We start from the raw sequence: 23,453 nt of genomic DNA, 5'->3' as shown, positions 1-23,453 counted from the left end.
GAACTCCGTTCATGTCCCTCAAAAGCTCAAAATCCCCATTCCCCAACTTATGCACATAAAAGGTCGTTCTCGCCATTTTATCTACACAGATTGGATATTAATCGAAACCCAGTTTGACCCTGAGCAATTGCACTCTAAAGAAACCGTCTTTACAATCGGCAATGGATACCTGGGAACAAGGGGCTGTTTTGAGGAAGGTTATCCTCATGCATTGCCAGCTACTTTTATCCACGGTGTCTACGACGATGTGCCGGTGGTTTACACTGAACTGGTAAATTGCCCTGACTGGCTACCCTTGATCGTGATTGTGAATGGCGATCGCTTCCGTCTCGATCAAGGTGAGATATTGCGCTACGATCGCCAGCTTGATTTACGTCAGGGACTTCTCAGCCGTTCTTTACGTTGGCGCTCTCCGAGTGGAAACACTATAGACATCGGCTTTGAACGCTTTGCTAGTCTTGCAGATCCGCATGTGTTGGCGCTACGCTGCCATCTAACGCCAGTAGATTTTGATGGGTTAATTGAAGTTCAAGCTAGTATCAATGGCTATCCAGAAAATCAGGGTTTTAATCACTGGGAAGGACTAGATCAAGGCAAGATCGACCAAGGAATCTGGTTGCAACGCCGCACCCGCAGTTCCCGAATTGAACTCTGTATGGCAGCTAAGATGAAAATATCGGGCACTGAAGCATCTTTACAAGTCAGTACCGCACCTGGTTATCCAACCTTGACCACGACCTTCTTGGGTAAAGCACAACAGACTGTAACAGTAGAAAAACTAGTGACAGTTTTTACCTCGCGGGAGGTGGAAACACCAGTCCTAGCCGCTCAAGAAAAACTCGCGCACCTGCCAGACTACGCAACCTTATTAAAAGCCAATGAACAGGCGTGGGATGAGGTTTGGCAGCAAAGTGACATCCTCATTGAGGGGGATAGCACAGCTACTTTTGCTGTTCGCTACAATCTATTTCAACTGCTGATTGCGGCTCCACGCCATGATGATCGGGTGAGCATTCCGGCGAAAACTCTTTCGGGGTTTGGCTATCGCGGTCATATTTTTTGGGATACAGAAATTTTTATGCTGCCCTTGTTTCTGTTTACCCAACCAGCGATCGCTCGTAATTTACTCAGTTACCGCTGGCACACCTTACCAGGAGCTAGACGCAAAGCAGCCCATTATGGATATAAAGGGGCAATGTTTGCCTGGGAAAGTGCTGGTACCGGAGATGAAGTCACACCACGTTGGGCACTCGAAAGTAATTTTTATGGTGAAGACGTGCGGATTTGGTGCCGCGATCGCGAAATTCATATCAATGCAGATATACCTTACGCCATTTGGAACTACTGGCAAGCCACTGGTGATGATGACTGGATGCAAAAGGTCGGCGCAGAGGTGATTTTGGATGCCGCTATTTTTTGGGATAGCCGAGTCGAATTCAATCCTGAACGTGAACAATACGAAATTCGGGGAGTAATTGGAGCGGATGAATACCATGAATTAGTCCACAACAACGCCTTTACAAACCGGATGGCGCAATGGCATTTAGAGAAAGCGATCGCAGTTTATGATTGGTTGACTGACAAATTCCCCGAACGAGCGACTGAACTAGAACAGAAACTAAAACTCACCTCCCAAAAGCGAACGCACTGGCAAGATATCATCGCCAAAATATTGTTTCTCCATGACCCATTAACAGGATTAATTGAGCAGTACGAGGGCTTTTTTCAATCGGAAGATATCGATTTAGCAGATTATGAAGGGCGCGATCGCTCCATGCAAGCTATCTTGGGTGTTGACAGAATCAACAAATATCAAGTAATCAAGCAGCCAGATATCTTGATGCTGCTTTATTTAATGCGGGAATCAGCAGATTTTCCTTACAGCGAAAAAGCATTGCAGACCAACTGGGACTACTACGCACCCCGCACGGATATTACCTATGGTTCGTCCCTTGGCCCGGCAGTTCACGCCATCTTAGCTTCAGATTTGAGCAAATCAATCGAAGCTTACGAACTGTTTATACGGGCGTTAATGGTGGATCTTGAAGATAACCGAGGTAACACCAATGATGGAATTCACGGCGCTAGTGCTGGTGGCATTTGGCAAGCTGTAATTTTTGGGTTCGGCGGCATTCAATTAACCGAAAAAGGGCCCGTAGCCAACCCCCATCTGCCCCCAGGCTGGACGCGCTTGAAGTTTAAACTGCACTGGCGCGGGCAATGGCACGATTTTGATCTGCATGGGGGACTGGGGACTGGGGACTGGGGACTGGGGACTGGGGAGCAGAGGAGCAGAGGGGCAGAGGGGCAGAGGGGTAATTTTTCACCAATCCCCAATCTCCAATCCCCAATCCCCAATCCCCAATTCCCAATCCCCAGTCCCCAATCCCCCAACATCCAAGGATTCATCTTTGACCTAGATGGTGTGTTAACAGATACAGCAGAACTTCACTATTTAGGTTGGAAAAAGCTCGCGGATGAAGAGGGTATACCGTTTGATCGGGAGGCTAACGAAGCGCTGCGCGGGGTATCCCGTCGTGCTTCTCTGATGCTAATTCTTGGAGATAAACCGTATTCGGAAGCACAAATCCAGGAGATGATGGAGCGCAAGAATCGCTACTATGTTGAATTGATTCAAAATATGACACCCCAGGATTTGTTGCCAGGTGCGATCGCCCTTTTGGATGAACTGCGGCAAGCTGGGATTAAAATCGGTATTGGTTCAGCTAGTAAAAATGCCCAGACTGTGATCGAGCGATTGGGCATTGCTGACAAAATAGATGCGATCGCTGATGGTTATAGTGTGCAGCAACCAAAGCCAGCACCCGACCTATTTCTATACGCAGCCAAGCAGCTAGGAATCGAACCAGAGCAATCTGTGGTTGTAGAAGATGCCGCTGCGGGCGTTGAGGCAGCTCTCGCCGCTGGGATGTGGGCAGTAGGACTTGGCCCCGTTGAACGAGTTGGAGCCGCTCATGTTGTCTTACCCAGTCTAGAAGGCATTACATGGGCAGATTTACGAGAGCAATTGAGTCACGTTTCCAGACAAAAACGTTAAAGCAGATGAAATTCTGCGATCGCTCTGGGAAAGTTTTTATTTTCATGTCCTGGCTGGCTGAGTTTAATCAAGGCAAAACGCTGTAAGGGCGTTAAAACTGCCCAATTTTGCTGTGTCAGGGTTACACCTATTTCTTGAGCTTTTTCTTGAACGCCAGGTGGTACATTATCAGAGTCAAGCCATGCGGGATGAGGCTCGATGGGCAATTTTTTCGCTGGTATACCCGTGCGTTGTAAAATTAACTGCTGGATATGTTCGCGGTAAGACTGAATTTCCGTTTCTGTAGTGCAAGGTAATTCGGCTAAAGCTTGACGCTCGGCTGTAGTCATTTGATTCCAATCAGGCAATTTTAGCTTGATGCCACAAGTATCTAATTTGCAACGCACCTGCATAGGAATGCAACGCAGGGAATCAACAAAGTCTGCTTCAAATTGAAAGAAATCTGTCATTGTTCGGCAAACCTAAAGTTGATGGAGAATTGGGAATGGGGAATTTTTATAACTTCTGCCTCCTGCCTCCTGCCTTCTGCCTCCTTCAATTAACTTGCATCTTTGGAATTACTGAGACGAATTATTAAATAACTAATTGATAAGGCAAGAATAGCTATCCCTAAACCAATTATATCAATACCTCCAACTTTCTCTAAGTCAAGAATAATAATTTTTCTGGCAACTGCTATTAAAGAAGTAACAATAACTAATTCAACCTGAAAAACGTGTTTTCGCAAATATGCCGTAATATTTTCTAAGATTTCTAAAGCAATTAAAATATTTAAAAATAAACCGAAAATTTTATATAACGTTGTGTTAAACTTACCATAAGGCGCTGTAAATAACTCTTTAAAAATAAAGAATCCCAAATCTGCGATCGCTACAAAAATTACAACTACCATGAATAGAGATAGAGCTTTCGAAACTAGCACTTCTATGTTTTCAATAAAGTGCATGAAGTTCTCATCTTTGGTAGCTCCTAAAATTCGCCTCACTAGCTTTTTCATAATGATGCACCCGATTCTAAAATAAAAGAAAATCCTATAGATAAATCTAGAGGATTAAAAGAAAGATGTTTTACCAATGCTTTATAAGTTCTTTATCTGGTTTTTTCTTTATCCATCGCTAAAATAGATACTAGTCAAATCTCTATTAACTATAGATTTAGCCTCTTTAGATATGGTAATTGGTAACAGTCAAAATTAGAGACTCATAAAAAACAATAATAACTATTGAATATTGATGATTGACAAAATAGCTTATTTCTGATTTTAAATTACTACTTTAGAGCTACACTTAACAGCTTACCATTGTGAGGATTGGAGTTGATGATTTTTGATTGTAACTTCCACAGAAATTGGTATTAACTGTACCGCACAGGCTTTTAATTCTGGTTGCAGTGAATCGGGGCAAGATTCTGGATGGGTGAGGGCGTTGGCTTCGGCATTGTCTGCCCATAGCGAACCCCAGTGCATGGGGACAAAAACTGTACCAGGCGCGATCGCTTTTGTGACTTTAGCAGGAAACTTCGCTTTACCCCGACGCGATCGCACTTCTACACTCTGATTATCTACAATACCTAACTTAGCAGCATCACGGGGATGAATTTCGATAAACGGTTCGGGATGCATTTTGCAAATTTTTTCAATCCGCCCGGTGCGTGTCTGCGTATGCCAGTGTCCGTAAAGTCGCCCATTGGTTAGCACAAATGGATAATCTGGGTCTGGTGGTTCTGCCAATCCCTTTGAGTAATATGCCCCAAATCGAGCGCGTCCGTCAGGGGTGTGAAAGCGCAAATCAGTATATAACCGCTTTCCTGAAGTTTCTCCCCCTGCTCCCCCTGCTCCTCTGCTCCCCCTGCTCTCTTCTGGGTGAGGCCATTGAGTCGGGCCTTCTGATTGTAATTGCGCGTGACTGATACCCGTCATCTCGCAGGGGCGATTTTGAGTTAGTTTGACAAACTCAGCGTAAACTTCAGCAGAGTTAGCAAAGGCAAATTCTTTTTCAAAACCTAATCTACGTCCAACTTCAGCGAAAATTTCCCAATCTGCTTTCGCTTCTCTTGGTGGTTGGCGGAATGCTTGACACAGAGTTACCACTCGTTCAGAGTTTGTCATTACACCAGTTTTTTCACCCCACTGGGCTGCTGGTAGCAAAACGTGAGCGTAAGCAGAGGTTTCTGTAGGATAATAGGCATCTTGATAGATGGTGAAAGGCGATCGCAATAATGCCTGTTTCGTGCGCTCTAAATCTGGCATACTCACAGCTGGATTGGTAGCTGCAATCCAAAATAACCCTACAGCATCATTTTCCAAGCCAGTAATCATGTCCCAAGCAGTCAAACCGGGATTGGGCGAAATCTGTCCCGGCTTAAGTCCCCAAAACTCCTCAACTTCTGCGCGGTGCTGAGGATTTTTCACTACCCGATAACCTGGTAATAAATGCGCCAAACCTCCGGCTTCCCTTCCTCCCATTGCGTTTGGCTGACCAGTTAGGGAAAAAGGGCCAGCCCCAGGTTTGCCAATCTGTGCAGTCATCAGGTGCAGATTAATAATTGTTCTTACCTTGGCTGTTCCTTCTGAAGATTGATTCACACCCATTGACCACAAAGACAGTACCCGCTTCGATTCCCCCCAATAGCGAGCTGCTGTTTCTAAATCTTCAATGCTGATTCCACATCGATGAGCTACTATTTCTGGGGGATAGTGGCGAATCACCTCAGCATAAGCCGGAAAGTTGCTAGTGCAGTCCTCCATGAACATGGTGTCGATGTAGTCCCAGCGCATCAACAAGTGAGCGATGCCGTTCAACAAGTCGATATCTGTACCGGGACGAATGGCTAAATGCAAATCTGCGGCTTCTGCGGTTGGGGTGCGTCGGGGATCAACCACAATCATTTTGACTTTGCGGTTCTTTTTGTGATACTTAGCTAATCGGTTGAAAACTATGGGGTGACACTCGGCTGTATTCGTACCAATTAAAAATGCACAGTCGGTTAATTCCAAGTCTTCATAACAGCAAGGCGGGCCATCTGAGCCAAAGCTTTGAATATAGCCAGACACAGCACTAGACATACATAAGCGAGAGTTGGCATCAAAATTATTAGTACCCAGACAGCCTTTCATGAGTTTCTGGGCTATGTAGTAGTCCTCAGTTTGAAACTGACCGGAACCGTACATACATAAGGCTTCTGGCCCTTGGGTGAAGCGCACTGTTTGAATGCGCTGGGTGATGAGATTAAAAGCTTCATCCCAACTAACGCGGCGAAACTCTTGATCTAAAGAGTCTCGCACCATTGGGTAATGTAATCTATTTTTATCTAAAGATTCTGCGATCGTTGCACCTTTGACGCAAACCATTCCTTGACTGGATGGATGGGCTTTATCGCCTCGCACTCGCCAAATTGGATTACCTTGGTTATCTCGATTAGTTGCTTTGTTATGTTGGGCTGGAGGTGAAACTTCTAAACCACAGCCAACACCACAGTAAGGACAAAGGGTTTTGGTAAATTCACTCATGGCGGTTGTATTATTTTGTTGTTTTGATTTTGCAACCTCAGATGTAGCGACTGTTTGAAAAGCGCAAGTTAATACAGCTTTGCGTAAAATCGTGGTGAATTGAGGGGTGAAAAGAGGCAGGGGAGCAGGGGAGCAGGGGGGAAAACTGAGACGGCGATTTATCGCGTCTCTTGCCTTAACCGAACCGTATTGTGCTACGAACTATAAGAATTTATTTTTCCTTTCTATTTGCAAGATAAGTCTATTCTTCGGCTAAAAAGGTAGGATTTTTAGTTACGGTTTCTGGTGATTCACCTTCGTAAGTAGCGGCAAAGGAACCTTTTGGTTCTTTGAGGAAGAAGGCACACATAAAAGCACAGATTAAAGCAGCTATACCCATCGTGGTAAATAGCGTTGGAGCGTCGGTTAAGCTAAAAATTGTTAGGTAAACTACGCCGCCAAAATTACCGTAAGCTCCCACATTGCCGGCAATTTGTCCAGTAGCTTCTTTTTTAATTAGGGGTACGATGCTGTATGTTGCACCGCAGCCAGCTTGGGCAAAGTAAGCGGCAAACATTGTAACTGCGATCGCTAGCGGAATTGGCCAGCTACTATTAATAAAATGTGCCGTCAAATAACTAAAACCAATACCGATACTGATAATTGTCATTGTCCACTTCCGCGAACTAAATTTATCAGAAATTAAGCCACCACTGGGACGAGAAACTAAATTTAAGAACGGATAGGTAGCAGCAATCATCCCAGCGACAACATGCTCTAAAGCAAAAGTTTTTTCAAAGAATGCCGGGAGCATAGAAACAACTGCCAATTCGCTGCCAAAGTTAGTTATGTAAGTGAATTCTAGTAAAGCTACTTGACCAAATTGAAAGCGTTCCGATGGAGCGTAAGTTTTTTTACCACTTAGAAGTTCTCGATTTACCTGCCAAGCTTGGTAACTTTGGTAAGCAAACAATCCTGCTAATAGCAACCAAGCTACATACATTTGACTCAAAGTCAAGAAGTGAATGTTCTTTTGTTCCAAGCGCCAAGCTAATAAACCTAAAGCGAAAATCAAACCAAAATTTGAGATAATCAGCGCCCAGAAGCTTTTAACGCTGGTCACTTCTAGAGAACCATTTTTCTTAGGCTTCTTGTAGACTTTACCTGTGGGTGTATCTTGAACGCTGTTGTAATAAATTACGCCGTAAATAGCAGCAATGATCCCTGTAAGTGCGATCGCAAATCGCCAGTTAGAAGCACCACCAGCAAAAAAGCTAGTAGAAACTGCAAGTATCGGCAAAGCAAACTCCGCCCCAAAAGCCCCAAAGTTGCCCCAACCGCCATAAATGCCTTGAGCAATTCCCATCTCCTTCGGCTGGAACCATTCCGCCACCATGCGAATACCAACGACAAACCCAGATCCGACTATTCCCATCAGCAAACGACTGATAACTAATTGATTAAAGTCTTGCGCTAGCGCCGTCGCCAAACAAGGGACAACCGCAAACATTAGCAGCATTGAATAGGTGATTCTGGGGCCGAAACGATCCAGAAGCATCCCAATAATGAGGCGTGCAGGGATTGTAAGGGCGAGGTTACAAATGCCCAAAGTTTTGATTTGCTCAGGCGCTAAACTGAGTTCTTTGCCAATAGTTGTAGCGAAGGGAGCAAAGTTAAACCAACAGACAAAGGTGAGAAAGAAAGCAAACCAAGTTTGATGTAAGATACGGTAGCGATCGCTGAATGAAAATAATCCTTTAAGCATTGCAATCTTCCTAATTGAAGAGGACGGTAGGGGAGCAGGGGGGCAGAGGAGAATAATTCCTGACCAATGACCAATGACCAATGACAAATGACAAATGACTCCGCGAAGCGGTAATTACTCGTCAGCGTGAGCAAATCGGCGGAAGAGGAAGTCTAGAGCGTAGTTTCGCAGGTTGTAGTATTCTGGGTCTTCCATGATGCGGCGACGATTGCGGGGGCGGGAGAAGGGAATATTCAGGATTTCGCCAATGTGAGCAGATGGGCCGTTAGTCATCATCACAACTCTGTCTGCGAGGAAAAGCGCTTCATCGATGTCATGAGTAATCATGAGTACGGTGACTTGATGTTCACGCCAGATTTGCAGGAGTTCTTCTTGTAATTCTTCTTTTGTGATTGCATCTAACGCCCCAAAGGGTTCATCGAGAATCAAGACTTGGGGACGGATGGAAAGGGCACGAGCGATCGCAACTCGCTGTTTCATCCCACCAGAAAGCTGATTGGGTTTCTTGTCAGCCGCTTCTGTGAGTCCCACCATCGCTAAATGTTCTCTGACGATCGCCCGTTTTTCAGCCTGGGGTTTTTTAGGAAACACCGAATCAACAGCCAGATAAACGTTATCAAAGACACTCAGCCAAGGCAGTAGACAATAATTTTGGAATACCATCATCCGGTCTGGGCCTGGTTCGGTGATGGGTTTGTCTTGCAGCAGAACAATACCATCGGTGGGAGTGTTAAACCCGGAAACCATGTTGAGCAGAGTTGATTTGCCGCAGCCAGAGTGACCGATTATGCAAACAAATTCGCCCTCACGCACTTTCAGGTCAACTCCATCCAGTACGGTATAAGGGCCTTCAGAAGTTGGATAAATCTTGCTTACGCCTTCAATCACCAAAAAATCTTCTGCTTTTTTCGTTTGTAGTTTATTAGTTTGGGTTTTGCTGTTTACTATTTGCATCGTGAGTTTATCTATGAGTAGTTTGTTATTTGTTCTTTGTCAGTCACCAATGACTAATGACTAATGACCGAATGGCACTAAGAAAAGATACAGCCCTTGTTCTGACTGGAACAAGCCTGGAGGCTGGGAATCCATTCTGGGAGGCTCCGCCTCCAGTAGCTTGAATTGAGGCAGAGCCTCTTTTAAATACATTCCCAGCCTGGAGGCTGGGAACGAGACGACACAAGCTTTTGGGTTTTTCTTAGTGCCATTCGACTAATGACCAATGACCAATGACTAAATAAATACTTCTTCAATACGTATTTGCCGCTTGATTTCCAAGCTTTTGAGATACTCTATTGGCTCTGATGGGTTAAAAACTTTACCATCAAATAAGTGAACAGGGTCATCTTCTCCGATATCGAGTAAGCCGAGTTCGCGGGCAGCCGCACCAAATATATCTGTGCGACAAACTCTTTCAATTATCTCCACCCAGTTTTTCGGGAAGGGTGTTAAACCCCAACGTGCTAGCTGAGTGGCCATCCACAAAATCTCAGTGCGGTTGGGATAGTTGGTTTGATTGAGATAAAACTGGTTGTATGCTTTGAATTCTTGTGGTTCTGTACCGTCGCCGCGATCGTAGCGATCGACGAAACCAGGACGAACATATAAAGGATCTATGTCTAAGTACTCAGGACGGCAGATTATTTCTAAAATTTCTTCGCGGTTGCGGAAATCGTCACAGTATTTACAAGCTTCTAGCAGTGCTTTAACCAGAGCAAGATAAGTTTCTGGATATTTCTGCGCCCAATCTTCCCGCACTCCCAAAACTTTTTTCGGCTGTCCTGACCAAATTTCTAAAGCTGTGGCGGCAACAAAGCCTAAGTCTTGATGAACAGCAAGATAATTCCAAGGTTCTCCAGCACAGTAACCGTCAATATTTCCGGCTTTAAGTTGAGAAACCATTTCCATTGGTGGAATCACCGTTAGGCTGACATCTCGATCGGGATCGATGCCACCAGCGGCCAGCCAATAACGCAGAATTAGGTTCACCATTGAAGTAGAGTGAGCTACACCCAAAGTTAGAATTTGGTCGGGAGCAGCGTTAATTGATGTTTTTAAGTCAGCCAGATTTCTGACACCTTGGCTATACAATTTTTTGCTTAAGGTGATGGCGTTCGCATTGCGAGAGATATTTAGGGCATTGATTATAGGAACTGGTTTTTTACCACCAGCACCCAAAGTTAGGGCTAAGGGCATCCCCGCCAGCATTTGAGCTGCGTCTAATTTGCCAGTAACAACTCCTTGAGCTATTTCTTTCCAGGTATTGGCACGAGTGAGGGTGATATTTTCTAAACCGTACTGGGCAAAGAAGCCTTTTTCTTGAGCAACGATTAAAGGTGCAGCATCAGTCAGAGGCATAAAGCCAATTTCTAAATTGACTTTTTCTAAGCCGTTGCGGGATATGGCTACTGGTGCTGAAGTCTGCTGTGCTTTGCGTTTTTTTATCAGCTTTTGTTGGTTGAGGAAGTAAATCATTTCATTCCGCAGACTGTAGTAGCTGGGATGTTTGACGACTTCCAAGCGTTGACGCGGGCGCGGGATCGGCACTTCGAGAATTTGCCCGATGTGAGCTTCTGGGCCATTAGTGAGCATGACAACGCGATCGCTCAATAAAAGTGCCTCATCTACGTCATGTGTCACCATCACACAAGTAACGTTGTGTTCGTTGCAAATTTTCATCAGTTGCTCTTGCAAACTACCCCGTGTTAGGGCATCCAAGGCTCCAAAGGGTTCGTCTAGCAGTAATAACTTGGGACGAGTTGCTAAGGCGCGAGCGATCGCTACCCGTTGTTTCATTCCCCCAGATAACTCGCTAGGACGTTTATTTGCCGCCAGACGCAGCCCCACCATATCAATATGTTCTTCGATAATGCTTCTGCGATCGCCTTTGGGCTTACCCTTGTACACTTCATCCACAGCTAGGGCGATATTTTCCCGTACTGTTAACCAAGGCAGCAAAGAGTAGTTTTGAAATACAACCATCCGATCTGGGCTGGGTTCTCTAACTTCCCGCCCTTCTAATGTCACACCTCCAACACTTGCTCTATCTAAACCTGCAATGATGTTGAGTAAAGTAGATTTACCACAACCAGAATGGCCAATTAGAGAAACAAATTCCCCTTCTTGGATTTTCAAATCAATGTTTTTTAAAGCAATATATTTCCCGCCATTCGGAAGTTCAAATACACGGTCAATATGGTCAACTTCAACAAAAGTAGTCATCTTTTAATTCGTAATTCGTAATTCGTAATTCGTAATTGGGAAAGTAATTTATTCCCTATTCCCTATTCCCTATTCTCTATTTCCTAGTCTGGTACAACTTTGCTAGCTATAAAGCCAACCATTCTATCTAGAATCAATCCGACTAAACCGACATAAATTAGTGCGAGGATAATTTCGCTTAAGTTAGTTTCTGTGGTTGTGTTGTAAGCATCCCAAATAAATGAGCCAATTCCCACGCCGCCGACTAACATTTCTGCTGCAACGATTGCTAGCCAAGATAAACCAATGCCAATGCGTAACCCTGTGAATATATAAGGAACAGTTGCAGGAAACACAACTTTTAGAAAATACTTTAATCCTTTCAAACGTAAAACTCTAGCTACGTTTACATAGTCTTGAGGAATTTGTTGCACGCCCACCGTGGTGTTGATCACAATCGGCCAAATGGATGTAATGAAAATTACGAAAATAGCTGAAGGATTCGCTTGTTGAAATGCTGCCAGGGAAATTGGTAGCCATGCTAGAGGTGGTACTGTCCGCAACACTTGAAAAATAGGATCTACGGCATTATAAAGTAACTTATTAGCACCAACAAAAATCCCCAATGCAATGCCAACAATTGCTGCTAACGAAAAGCCTAAAGCGACTCTTCCCAAACTACTAAGTATCTGCCAGCCCAAACCTTTATCACTTTCACCATTATCAAAAAATGGATCAATGATAAACGGGTTCCAAGTTTCTGAAAATGTTTCTATTGGGCCTGGTAACCCAAAGTTAGGAGTTAAACAAACTAGTTGCCAAATCGCTAAGAAAATACCTAATGCTACCAGTGGCGGCACAATTTTCTGCGAAACTAATTTATTGAAATTTTTGCGGTTATTTTTTCTGAAGTTGCGACTTCCAAGGATAGCTGCCATTACCTTTTTTCTCCAATTGCCTTTATGTAGCCAAGCGTAAAAATTAAAGTTTGTAGTAAGGAATTCAGTCCTAACAAACCTTGCTATTAGCGAGAATCATCTCACTAATAACTAGAATTATGTTAGATATTTGATTGTCCCTAAAAGCTTCATTAAACCTTCTTGATTTTTAAGCTTTTCAAATATTCTTCTGGTTTCTCAGGGTCAAATTTTACACCATCAAAGAAAGTCTCAACTCCACGAGAACTACTCTTAGGAATTTCAGCATCAGCAACACCAATAGCTTTAGCTGCTTGTTTCCACAAGTCCTCTTTATTGACTTGATTAACTATTTCTTGAACTTTAGTATCCTTTGGTAAATAGCCCCAGCGAATTTCTTCTGTTAAAAACCAAACATCGTGACTCTTGTACGGATAGGAAGCATTATCTACCCAGAATTTCATCGGATGTGAAAAGTTTTGCTCAGTCCGTCCATCGCCGAAGTCAATATTACCTTTAGACCTTTCTAAAATATCTGCAACAGCAACGTTAAAGTATTTCCGGTCAGAACAGATTTTGCACATTTCCTCTTTATTCTCGGCGCGATCGCACCATTGTTGAGCTTCCAAAACTGCCATCAACAATGCTTGTGCAGCATTAGGATTTTGATCAACCCAATCTTTCCGCATCGCAAAGGCTTTTTCTGGATGATCTTTCCACAACTCGCCTGTAACTAAAGCTGAATAACCTAATTTTTGGTTGACCAATTGAGCGTTCCAAGGCTCTCCCACACAGAAAGAATCGATAGTGCTGACTTTCATATTTGCCACCATTTGCGGTGGTGGTACAGGTGATAACACCACATCTTGATCTGGATTAATACCGCCAGCCGCCAGCCAATAGCGCATCCATAAATCATGAGTGCCGCCAGGAAAGGTCATACCAAATTTCAAGGCTTTTTGCTCGGCTTTGGCAAGATTCGCAGCTTCTTTCAGCGCCTTACTTTCTAATTTTACATTCAGGTTTTTAAATTTATTAGCAACAGAAATAGCCTGACCATTGGTATTTAACCTTGCCAAAAGATACATTGGCACTTTATCGTTAATGGTCATCAAATAAGGCATGGGGCTGAGGATGTGTGCGCCATCAATACCACCGCCAGATGAGCCGATTTTTAAGTTATCACGGGTGACAGGCCAAGATTTTTGCTTGATGACTTCAACATCAGTCATCCCGTATTTGGCAAAGAAACCCTTTTCTTTAGCAATAATTAGGGGAGCAGCATCAGTTAGAGCAATGAATCCTAATTTGGCTTTGCTTGTTTCTACCTTTGGCGCATTAGCTACTGTAGAGACATTGGCAGCCGGAGCCGCAGAGGGTGCGTTACCACCTGTTGACGCTGTATTGCTACCGGAAGAACAACCATGAGCCAGGATAGAAGCCGCCGCCGCAGTGGTGGTGGTTAAAATAAATTTTCTGCGCGAAAGATTTTTCATTTGTCCTTTATTGTTTGTCATTTATTAAGCACTACCAATTAAGTTGCGAAACGTAAATAAATTCAAGTTTGTAGTGTACCCCTCCGGGGAAGCAAGCTACGCGTAGCGTCTCGCAGAGAGGACTTTAGTCCTAATTAACCTTGCTTACTCACTACGAACTAAGATTTTATTTCCTATTTCATCCTCCCCAGCTACTCACTAACTGTTAATTACTAAAGCTTCTTGCTTGAGTTTTGCCCCAAAGTTTTTGATGAGTAAATCTTGCAATATTGGCTGCAAGTCTTCGCATGGTATGCCTTTGATAACGCAAGTTCCCAAATGAGCGTCTTTGCCAACTTTGCCGCCCATATATATATCAACGCCTTCCAAAGTTTTGCCATTTTTACGAGTTTTAGTTCCCATCAAACCGATGTCTGCAACTTGGGGTTGTCCGCAAGAGTTGGGGCAACCTGTCCAGTGAATTCGCACTGGTTTGGTGAAGGTTAAATCTTCTTCTAAGGCTTTAATCATTTCCAAGGCGCGGTTTTTGGTTTCGATGAGGGCAAAGTTGCAAAATTGTGCGCCTGTGCAAGATACTAGCGATCGCGCCAGTAAACCAGGATTAATCGAAAATCTTTCCAGCAAGGGTTCTGTTGAAAATATTTCTAAACGTGATTCAGCAATATTGGGGATAACAATGTTTTGCTCAACTGTAAAACGGATTTCGCCACTGCCGTAAACTTCCGCTAGACGCGCAATTTCAAACATATCTTCGGCATACAACCGCCCGACAGGAATGTGCAAGCCTACATAATTTAACCCTGGTTGTTTTTGTTTATATACCCCAATGTGGTCGCGTTTTTCCCAATCGATTTCGTCTTTTGCGGCTGCGGGTAACAATGATTTACCCAAACGGCTTTCTACTTCTGCTCGAAACTTTTCTACACCCCATTCATCAATTAGCCACATCAAGCGCGATTTTTGCCGATTAGCACGCGGGCCATGATCGCGAAATACTTCCAAAACCGCTCTACATACAGCTACCACATCTTCTGGAGCCACCCAAGCATTCAGAGGAATCGCCGCCTCACAACGTTTGGCTGAGAAAAAGCCACCGACTAAAACGTTAAAGCCGAAAACTTTTTGGTAGGAATGGGTCGAGGGGAAATTTTGCTCCTCCGCTCCCCTGCTCCCCTGCTCCCCTGCTTCCTTAAATGCTGGAACAAAAGCTAAATCGTTTATTTCAGCGTGAACTGAATTGTCTCTTCCACCTGCGATCGCAATATTAAACTTCCGTGGTAAGTTGCTAAACTCTGGGTTCCCTTCTCCTTTGTTGGTGAGCATATCTTGAATTTGCTGTACCAACTCCCGTGTGTCATACAATTCATCTGCATCCAACCCCGCCACAGGATCACCTGTGATATTGCGGACGTTATCCATCCCTGATTGGATAGTGGTTAAACCAACTGCGTGAAATCTATTAAAGATATCTGGTAAATCTTCAATTCTGATCCCCCGTAATTGAATGTTCTGTCTCGTAGTAATATCAGCGCAGCCATCATCTCCGTAACGCTGCACTACTTCGGCTAAAACACGCATCTGACTACTGCTAAGAATACCGTTAGGCATCCGCAACCGCATCATAAACTTACCTGGGGTGACTGGGCGAAAAAACACACCCACCCATTTGAGCCGATGCTCTCGATCGATTTCGTCCATTGCTTCCCAGCCAAGGGCAGCAAATTTCTCTATCTCACTCTTGATGGTGAGTCCATCTTTTTGCGCCTTGAATTTCTCAAACTTATTGAGGCTGGTAGTGGTAGTTGCTGTGTCTGTCATGATTCTGACTCTCAATGCAAATTGCTGAATCTGGTGATAATTGCCCAATATCAATCAACCCGTAGTTGCATCAGGTGTTGTATCTACGAGGGTTAGAAAATAAAAACTTAATAATTGTTTATGGCTGATTATTTTTACTTAAGAGCATTCCAAAGTTAAACTCCAAATCCGTGATTAATTAAGGAAAACTTGTCGCCATTTAGATATTGGAAATTTGTCAAGCAGGTTTAGATAATGTTCATGTAACAATTTCGATACTCATAAGTTAAAGCCAGATTTATGTTAAAATCGTATAAATTGTTACGGTTTTTTGGTAAAATTGCTTAAAATGAATAAAATATATGCATTTTTTGCATCAAAGCCAGCCAATGAGCCACGCAAAGCGCTTAATGAAGGGTATTTGAAATGATCAAAGGGATTTGAATTGCTGTAGATCAATTCTGAATCCAAAATGGGGTAGCAGATGTTAGCTAAAACTTAAATATCATTTCAGCACCTATGAAACGTCGTGATTTTATCAATTGGGTAGGTTTGGGTTTGATTGGGAGTTCTCTACCCGTAGCGATCGCAGCTTGTTCTTCTGGGACAACTTCAGCAACGGGAGATTGGCAAACAGTAGGCACTTCGGCAGAATTAGATAAAACAGGCCAATTGCTGGCGAAAAACTCACCTGCTGGGCCTGTGTTGGTAGTCGGTACATCTAAAGGCGAAAATCTGACAGCTGTTAACCCTACCTGTCCTCACGCAAATTGCACCGTAGCATGGCAAGCTGAGGCAAAAAAATTTGCCTGTCCCTGTCACGGTTCAGAATTCGGGATTGACGGTAAAGTGCAAAGAGGCCCAGCAACAGAAGCCCTTAAAACTTACGCCGCCAAGATTGAGGGCAATTCAGTTGTAGTCAAGCCAACCTAGTGGAGGCAGAAGGCAGGAGGAGTCCCGATGAAGCGAGTTTCAAAAGCCTTGGATGAAAGAGCGATTGGAGACTAGTATTTTTACTCAGTACTCAGTACTCAGTACTCAGCACTTTCAAGTCAGGAGGCATAAGATTGATAATTAAAGCAGGGTATGGTGAGTAATATCAATCAGCTTTTAGTGCAAGCCCAAACAGCATACGATGCAGCTGATTGGTCATTGCTAATTCAATATTTACAACAGCTAATTTTAGGGGCAAACTCGGAACATCCAGAGATAGTTAAAAACCGAGAATATCTTCTGAAATTAGCACTTTCAATGTTAGAGATGGGTGATTTTCAACAGCGTTGGGAAATTAGCAAAGTGTTGACTCATTTGGGAAATGTTGCGATCCCACCACTCATTGAGATATTAGAAGATGAAGACACCGAGGAAGAATTACGCTGGTATGCAGCACGGACTTTAGGCGAATTTCAGCACCCAGATGCGATCGCACCCTTAATTGAATTGTTGAAAACCGATGAGGATGAAGAACTCAAAGCGATCGCAGCTACAGCGCTGGGGCAAATGGGTACTGTTGCGATCGCTGCACTCTCTGAACTTTTATTAGATGAAGATACAAGGCTTTTTGCAGTGCGATCGCTTTCCTGTATTCCGCAACCAGAAACCATCATACCATTATTGAGTGTAGTTCAAGATCCACAACCCGCAATCCGCGCCGCCGCAATTGAAGCCCTCAGCAGCTTTCATGACGAACGTGTACTACCAGTATTGTTAAACGCTTTGGATGATATAGCCGCCACAGTTAGGCGTGCAGCAGTGCTTGGCTTAGGTTTTCGCCCCGACTTACGCGAAGCCTTAGATTTGGTGACGAAACTACAACCCAAGCTTTACGACTTTAATATTGATGTTTGTTGTGCAGCCGCAGTTTCCTTGTCTCGCATGGGTAGTGATAACGCTACAAAACATTTATTTGATTTGCTGATTTCACCTCACACACCGATAAAGCTGCAATTAGAAACCATCCGCGCTTTAAGTTGGGTGGGAACACCATCCAGTTTGGAATATTTGCAAACAGCATTTAATCAAACCACTTCAGAGACACTTTGCCAAGAAATTGTTACAGTTCTGGGGCGAGTGCAAAAGCCGCAAACTACACAAGCCGCAGAAATTTTACTGCAAATACTGCAATCGCAGCATCCAGCCACAAAGATTGTCAACATCAAAAGTGCGATCGCTTTATCTTTAGGGCAGTTAGGCGAAATGCAAGCTATTGAACCATTGATTTCGCTGCTAGCTGATTCTAATGCATCAGTGAGACTACATGCGATCGCGGCACTAAAAAATCTGGATGGGGAAGCCGTATATCAACAATTGCAGCAGTTAGCAAATAATGACGCAATCACACCAGATTTAAAACAAGGAATAGCGATCGCTTTGGCTGAGTGGTAATTTCTCTTGAAGATGATGGGGAGTTAGAGGGAGTGAACCCACATTTCTGTTAAAGTTACCAAGCTGGTGAGAACATAAGGATCGCAATTGCTGAAATTTCCAAGATTAAATGCAGCAGAAGTCAGGGAGTAGCTTGACGATACTTTGCGAAGACTATAGTATTCGATAATGACACACAAGATTATTGATTTATTTGCTGGTGCTGGTGGTTTGACTACAGGATTTCACATGGTAGGCTTTGAATGTCTATGTGCAATCGATGTCAATGCAAAAGCTTTGGCAACGTACAAGCACAATTACCCAGACGCTAAAATCATTCATCAGGATATATGTAAAGTTAGTCCTTGTGACTTACGATTAGCGTTGGGCTTGGAGCGAGAAAAACTAACAGCCTTAATTGGCGGCCCACCATGTCAGGGATTTTCAAGAAATATTCCTGCTGGCGATCGCAACCTCAATGATTCCCGTAACCAGCTATACCGAACCTTTTTGGAATTCGTAGAGGAGTTTAGACCTATTTACGTAGTAATGGAGAACGTGCCCGAAATTTTGAAAGCTTACAATGGCGTAATTAGGGAAGAAATAACAGAAAAGCTTGAATCATTAGGCTATAAAGTAGTTTCCTCATCATTAAATGCTGCACATTATGGAATACCACAAACAAGATCCAGAGCTTTTTTTCTAGCTAGTTTGGATCATTCCCTTCATTTACCTGAAGCAACACATTTTGGTGATACTAGGAGTGACTATAGAACTCCGAAGTCTTGTACTCAGCTTAATTTGTTAGAAGCAAATATTTTTCCCCTTGTCACAGTCAAAGATGCAATTGGAGACTTGCCACCACTTGATGCAGGACAAGACTATAACGCTGAAGTTTATCCTGATGCTCCACAAACTACATATCAAGCGATGATGCGTAATCAAAGCACGAAAATTGTTAATCATGTTGCTCGTGCTTTGACTCCAATTCAATTGTCGAGAGCACGCGCACTTAGTGAAGGACAAGATGCTAGGGACTTACCTTGTGAATTAGCTCCCAAAAAACACTACAGTGGCGCATACGGGAGACTTTATTGGGATAAGCCAGCAAGAACAATTACGAGATGGGTTTTCCATCCTGGATCTGGTAGGTTTTTCCATCCTACTCAAGATAGAACAATTACAATACGCGAAGCAGCAAGATTACACTCTTATCCAGATAATTTTCACTTTTTAGGAACATATACTGATATGGCTTCTCAAATTGGTGAATCTGTACCTCCATTACTAGGTAAAGTCATAGCTTCATCTATTCTTCAGGCTCATCCTCAAAAACCTGGGTATTGATTTGATCTTGCAAAGCAGAGAGAACTGTCTTTACATATCGATCAAGTGTAAGACGAACTCTGTCAACTGTAATGCGAACTGCTTGTGCAGGGATAGTTCTAGCTCTGAAAAGTTGTTTCTGATTTTTGTACCAAACCAATTCTGTTTTGCCTGCAACGCTTCCTTGTAGTCCTGCCCCTGATCTCCCAGTAATTTTATCTACCGTCCAAGCCCAAGAAAATATATTTGGGTCAAGAGGATCGAGTGGGAACTCGCAGTAAATATACTCATAACCTTTGATAGTTTTGAGTAATATGCTTTCATAACTATTTATAACGCCCTGTGTTGCCTGACTCAAAAGAATCTTCTCGTTCCAATGTTGGATAATTGCTGCTCCAAGCTCATTAGGCGAGGATTGCTCTGTTAGACCAGGAAAACCCAGTTGGATAGACTTCTTGATAATGTCTGCTCTCTGAATGACAAACAAAAATGAACTTCCGAAGTTGAAGCTATTCAGTTGGAGGGATTTGAGTGACCAACCAGTTTTAGTCACCAAATCAACAGCATCATAGAGAAGCTTGCTGCGTCCCAAAGCGGGGTCTGATAGGGGAATATCTTTAACATAATGAAAAATTGCTTCCCATGTATAATCTTCTATCGACCCTATGACTGGAGATGCAATAGTCGCAATAATGGCTTGACTTAATCTTTCAATCTCGCTGTCCGTCAACACTCAGGGATTCCTCTACAGGTTGTAAAAATTCACTCATTGTCATACTCAAAGCCTTGGTAATATGGCTGAGAACCCTAACAGATGGACTTTTTAGCCCTCGCTCAAGCTGGCTGATATAAGTCCTGTGCAAACCTGTGATTTCTGCAAGATACTCCTGTGACCAACCTTTCTCTGTGCGACGACGTTGTAGTTCTAGTCCTAAAATTTGGTCTAGTTTACTGGGCTGCATAAAGAAAAAGATTAGTATTTTGAATACAAAAGTTCTACAGACTAAAGTATTCAAAGTTTTGCTCAAGCCTCATAATGTGATGAATTTAAAATCTTATCTAAAGATTCACACATTGCATAAGAAAATAGTCAAATCTTTTTTGGTAAGATTTTCCGAAAAAATCCCTGCAAAGCGAATAATTGACGAGAAAGGCGGTAAAACCTGATTTACTTAAATATAAATCACAGAAAAAGACCTGTAACAAACTCTACTAAATTATGGTTAAAAATCCGTTAACTTAATGAAACCGATAAATGTAATTCAGGCTACATAAAAATGCGCCTAGAGCAGTTGCAAGCCTTTTTAGCGATCGCCCAAACCGGCAGCTTTCAACAAGCAGCGCGAACTTGTGGTATTACCCAATCGACGATTAGCCGCCAAATTCAAGCATTAGAAGCAGATTTGGGGACAGAACTATTTCACAGAACCAGTCATGCCAAGCTGACGTTGGGAGGTGAACTTTTACTACCCCGCATCCGCAAAATTTGCCAAGAATGGCAGACAGCTAAAGAAGAATTAGCCGATTTAATGGCCGGAAAGCAACCGGAACTTTGCATTGCCGTGATTCACTCACTTTGTGGATCTTACTTACCACCAGTGTTGCAAAAATTTTGTCATGATTATCCAGATGTGCAATTACGGGTGACTTCATTAGGAAGCGATCGCGCTCTGAAAGTCCTCAAAGATGGATTAGTGGATTTAGCAATTGTGATGAATAATCGCTTTTTAACCACCAGTAGAGAAATGGTAGTAGAAGTGCTTTATGATGAACCTATAGAAATTTTAACCGCAGCGAATCATCCACTGGCACAATATGAATTTGTTCCTTGGTCGGAGCTAATTCGTTATCCCCAAGTGGTTTTTAAAGATGGTTATGGGATGCAACGCTTAATACAAGATAGATTTGAGCGAATGGAAGCTACACTCCAGTCGGCTTTAGAGGTAAATACCCTAGATGCCTTCCGGGGAGTCGTGCGCCAAGGAGAACTGATAGCTTTGCTACCTCAATCAGCATTACTGGAAGCTCGTCTTGACCCTACCCTGGCGATTCGTTCCTTAGCCAGCAATAATACTAGTGGTTTAGCAGATGCTTCCAGTTTGACTCGTCGAGTAGTTATGGTGACAACTCAAGACCGTTTGCAAATTCCGCCAATCAAGCACTTTTGGCAACTCGTGCGGGAAAATATCCCACTGCAAATTGACCAGCAGCGATCGGCTTCTTAATTGCTCTTGATTTACGTGCCTATCTCTTCATCCGGCGGCGGTGTACCATTCCAGTTTTTCCGCCAGCCGTGTCCACTGTCGGCATCGCACTCAGCGATGAGTAGCATAGCCGTAGCCACATAGGTTAGGACATTTTGAAAACCCCAAGGCTAGGAATAGTAATACTTTTACCTCCTGCCTCCTGCCTCCTGCCGACGCTCGCGGACTCGCTAACGCTGCGCTATCCTGCCTCCTGCTATATAAATAGAATCAGATTTTTGATACACAGATAAAAGCAGACATTCCCAAACTAGCCTTGGTTGGGCGTAAACAAGTAAGTATTTACGAGCTTGTTCTAGCTGATTGATAATACTAGGCTGATGCCACTGTTGCCAGTAAAACTGCTGAAGATAATTAACTAACCACAATTGTGCTTCTGTATCTAAATCCTGATCAATCTTCTTGGCTAACTCCAAGGCGTTACGGTAAGATTTAGGCGCTTTTTTCAAATCTTCGAGTAATTCCGGGGGAATAGTTTGTAATTGTTCATAAGATGCGATCGCAGTTCCGGCACTACCAGATGCTATGTTCAATACTGCCTGATTTTGCAAAATTTCTTGATGACCTGTTTGCGTAAGTACAACAGCTAAAGACTGTGCATCTAAACGATAAAAAGGAATGCGTTGACAGCGTGAAACCAAAGTCGGCAACACAGACTCAGGTGTAGGTGCAATTAAAATTAACGTCGCCTGTCCCGGTTCTTCCAAGGTTTTGAGTAAAGCATTCGCTGCGGCTTCTGCCATTGTTTGGGCTTCCTCCAGCACTACCACATTCCTCGGCGCTTCCAAAGGCGGACGACCTAAAAACTCGGTAATTTCCCGAATTTGCTCTAGCCTAATTACAGGTGGTGCTTTACGCTTCAGTCCTTTCTCGGCTGCTTCTGCTGGTGTTAATCGTTGTCCCTGGTGTTGATACGTTGGTTGCACCCATAACAAAGCTGGATGGTTCCCCTGACGCAAACGGTTTTGTAAAGACGCAGTGACTCCCATTCCACTAGAAAATAGCAATTCCACAAAGCATCTGGCTGCTAAACTTCTTCCTACACCATCTGGCCCCACAAATAGGTAGGCTGGAGCAACCCGATTTTGTCTAACAGCCTGAGTCAGTAATTCTATACCTTGCTGTTGTCCTATAAGTGGTGTAAATGGATCATTAGTCATTAATAATTACTTAGGAGTTAGGAGTTAGGAGTTTATTATTTTTCCTCTGCTCTCCTGCCTCTCTGCTCTCCTGTATAGTTTTAGCTAATTCATAATTTAGTCAGTTTTTATGAAGAAAAGCAAATGTTATTAAACATTTTTTTATAGTTTCGATAACCTAAATACATAAAGGATAAAGAAATAAGTTCAAACTCTTAAATTATTGCCTACTAACTATCTGCAAGTTTTCACGGATATTTGCAGCTAAATTTTGTGGTTACTTTAAATCAGTGAACAGTTCAACATCCTTCAGGGTATCTAAATGTTAGCTAGTTATTTAACGAACATTTACCCCAGCTAAATATCAAAATATTCGGTGATGGTGCAATGACTACTATCAACGATAAAAAACCTTACACTTTCTATGAATGTTTCTTTTACCTGATTTTCATTTAATGAAAACTACAAATTTAGCTAAGAGGTTGTTTGAAAAGTATTGATCTGTGATTTTAGACACTTGTTGATTCCCCCTAACTCCCCTTAAGAAGGCTACGGTGTACACACAAGTCAAAAAAAGATCAATTTCTCATTGTTCGCTGGTTTATCTCGTTCCTATGCTCTGCATAGGAATGACTGATTAGA

General features: G+C 43.2%; 17 protein-coding genes. 5 read left to right on the top strand and 12 right to left on the bottom strand.

The genetic code is table 11. The annotated features are described in order from the left end of the window. Positions 1–49: 49 nt before the first annotated feature. Complete coding sequence (gene pgmB, locus A4S05_RS12740) at positions 50–3,058, top strand: beta-phosphoglucomutase (RefSeq protein ID WP_069070199.1); 3,009 nt, start codon at positions 50–52, stop codon at positions 3,056–3,058. On the opposite strand, the gene A4S05_RS12735 is transcribed toward pgmB, so the two are convergent. The 9 genes from A4S05_RS12735 to A4S05_RS12695 form a co-directional block, all read right to left on the bottom strand. Then, entirely contained in the window at positions 3,055–3,507 is a 453-nt protein-coding gene (locus A4S05_RS12735; protein WP_069070198.1) for a nitrate reductase associated protein, read from the bottom strand. The genes pgmB and A4S05_RS12735 overlap by 4 nt on opposite strands. 89 nt (positions 3,508–3,596) lie before the next feature. Then, positions 3,597–4,055, bottom strand: coding sequence for a phosphate-starvation-inducible PsiE family protein (locus A4S05_RS12730; RefSeq protein ID WP_069070197.1), 459 nt, complete (start codon positions 4,053–4,055; stop codon positions 3,597–3,599). A gap of 297 nt (positions 4,056–4,352) precedes the next feature. Further along, positions 4,353–6,566, bottom strand: coding sequence for a molybdopterin oxidoreductase family protein (locus A4S05_RS12725; RefSeq protein WP_069070196.1), 2,214 nt, complete (start codon positions 6,564–6,566; stop codon positions 4,353–4,355). 241 nt (positions 6,567–6,807) lie between these two features. After that, complete coding sequence (locus tag A4S05_RS12720; protein WP_069070195.1) at positions 6,808–8,310, bottom strand: NarK family nitrate/nitrite MFS transporter; 1,503 nt, start codon at positions 8,308–8,310, stop codon at positions 6,808–6,810. 114 nt (positions 8,311–8,424) lie between these two features. Next, positions 8,425–9,264, bottom strand: a complete 840-nt coding sequence (locus A4S05_RS12715; protein ID WP_069070194.1) for a nitrate ABC transporter ATP-binding protein — start codon at positions 9,262–9,264, stop codon at positions 8,425–8,427. A 276-nt stretch (positions 9,265–9,540) separates the two neighbouring features. Then, the gene (locus A4S05_RS12710) at positions 9,541–11,529 is read right to left on the bottom strand and encodes an ABC transporter ATP-binding/substrate-binding protein (protein ID WP_069070193.1); all 1,989 of its coding nucleotides are present in this window, start codon (positions 11,527–11,529) and stop codon (positions 9,541–9,543) included. Between the two features lie 83 nt (positions 11,530–11,612). Continuing rightward, positions 11,613–12,446, bottom strand: coding sequence for a nitrate ABC transporter permease (ntrB, locus tag A4S05_RS12705; RefSeq protein WP_069070192.1), 834 nt, complete (start codon positions 12,444–12,446; stop codon positions 11,613–11,615). 152 nt (positions 12,447–12,598) lie between these two features. Then, complete coding sequence (locus A4S05_RS12700; RefSeq protein ID WP_069070281.1) at positions 12,599–13,921, bottom strand: CmpA/NrtA family ABC transporter substrate-binding protein; 1,323 nt, start codon at positions 13,919–13,921, stop codon at positions 12,599–12,601. Positions 13,922–14,119: 198 nt separating this feature from the next. Continuing rightward, entirely contained in the window at positions 14,120–15,739 is a 1,620-nt protein-coding gene (locus A4S05_RS12695) for a ferredoxin--nitrite reductase (protein WP_069070191.1), read from the bottom strand. A 498-nt stretch (positions 15,740–16,237) separates the two neighbouring features. Between A4S05_RS12695 and A4S05_RS12690 the strand changes: the two genes are divergently transcribed. The 3 genes from A4S05_RS12690 (at position 16,238) to A4S05_RS12680 (ending at position 19,429) form a co-directional block, all read left to right on the top strand. Continuing rightward, a complete protein-coding gene (locus A4S05_RS12690; RefSeq protein WP_069070190.1) occupies positions 16,238–16,651 on the top strand; it encodes a QcrA and Rieske domain-containing protein in 414 nt (137 codons plus the stop codon). Positions 16,652–16,804: 153 nt separating this feature from the next. After that, positions 16,805–18,103 (top strand): HEAT repeat domain-containing protein, encoded by a 1,299-nt coding sequence (locus A4S05_RS12685; RefSeq protein ID WP_069070189.1) that lies wholly within the window; start codon positions 16,805–16,807, stop codon positions 18,101–18,103. Positions 18,104–18,271: 168 nt separating this feature from the next. Then, the gene (locus tag A4S05_RS12680; protein WP_069070188.1) at positions 18,272–19,429 is read left to right on the top strand and encodes a DNA cytosine methyltransferase; all 1,158 of its coding nucleotides are present in this window, start codon (positions 18,272–18,274) and stop codon (positions 19,427–19,429) included. On the opposite strand, the gene A4S05_RS12675 is transcribed toward A4S05_RS12680, so the two are convergent. Continuing rightward, a complete protein-coding gene (locus tag A4S05_RS12675; protein WP_069070187.1) occupies positions 19,392–20,141 on the bottom strand; it encodes a hypothetical protein in 750 nt (249 codons plus the stop codon). The genes A4S05_RS12680 and A4S05_RS12675 overlap by 38 nt on opposite strands. Next, positions 20,119–20,370 (bottom strand): helix-turn-helix domain-containing protein, encoded by a 252-nt coding sequence (locus tag A4S05_RS12670; protein WP_069070186.1) that lies wholly within the window; start codon positions 20,368–20,370, stop codon positions 20,119–20,121. The genes A4S05_RS12675 and A4S05_RS12670 overlap by 23 nt, the downstream gene beginning before the upstream one ends. Before the next feature lie 315 nt (positions 20,371–20,685). Here A4S05_RS12670 and A4S05_RS12665 point away from each other — a divergent pair, with 315 nt between their 5' ends. Continuing rightward, the gene (locus A4S05_RS12665) at positions 20,686–21,633 is read left to right on the top strand and encodes a LysR family transcriptional regulator (protein ID WP_069070185.1); all 948 of its coding nucleotides are present in this window, start codon (positions 20,686–20,688) and stop codon (positions 21,631–21,633) included. 209 nt (positions 21,634–21,842) lie between these two features. Here the strand turns inward: A4S05_RS12665 and A4S05_RS12660 are convergent, their stop codons facing one another. Continuing rightward, on the bottom strand, positions 21,843–22,832 hold the full coding sequence (locus A4S05_RS12660) for a DNA polymerase III subunit delta' (protein WP_069070184.1): 990 nt from the start codon (positions 22,830–22,832) through the stop codon (positions 21,843–21,845). Positions 22,833–23,453: the final 621 nt, after the last annotated feature.

Source organism: Nostoc sp. KVJ20, from assembly GCF_001712795.1.
Lineage (GTDB): Bacteria > Cyanobacteriota > Cyanobacteriia > Cyanobacteriales > Nostocaceae > Nostoc.
This window is presented reverse-complemented; position numbering and strand designations above follow the sequence as displayed.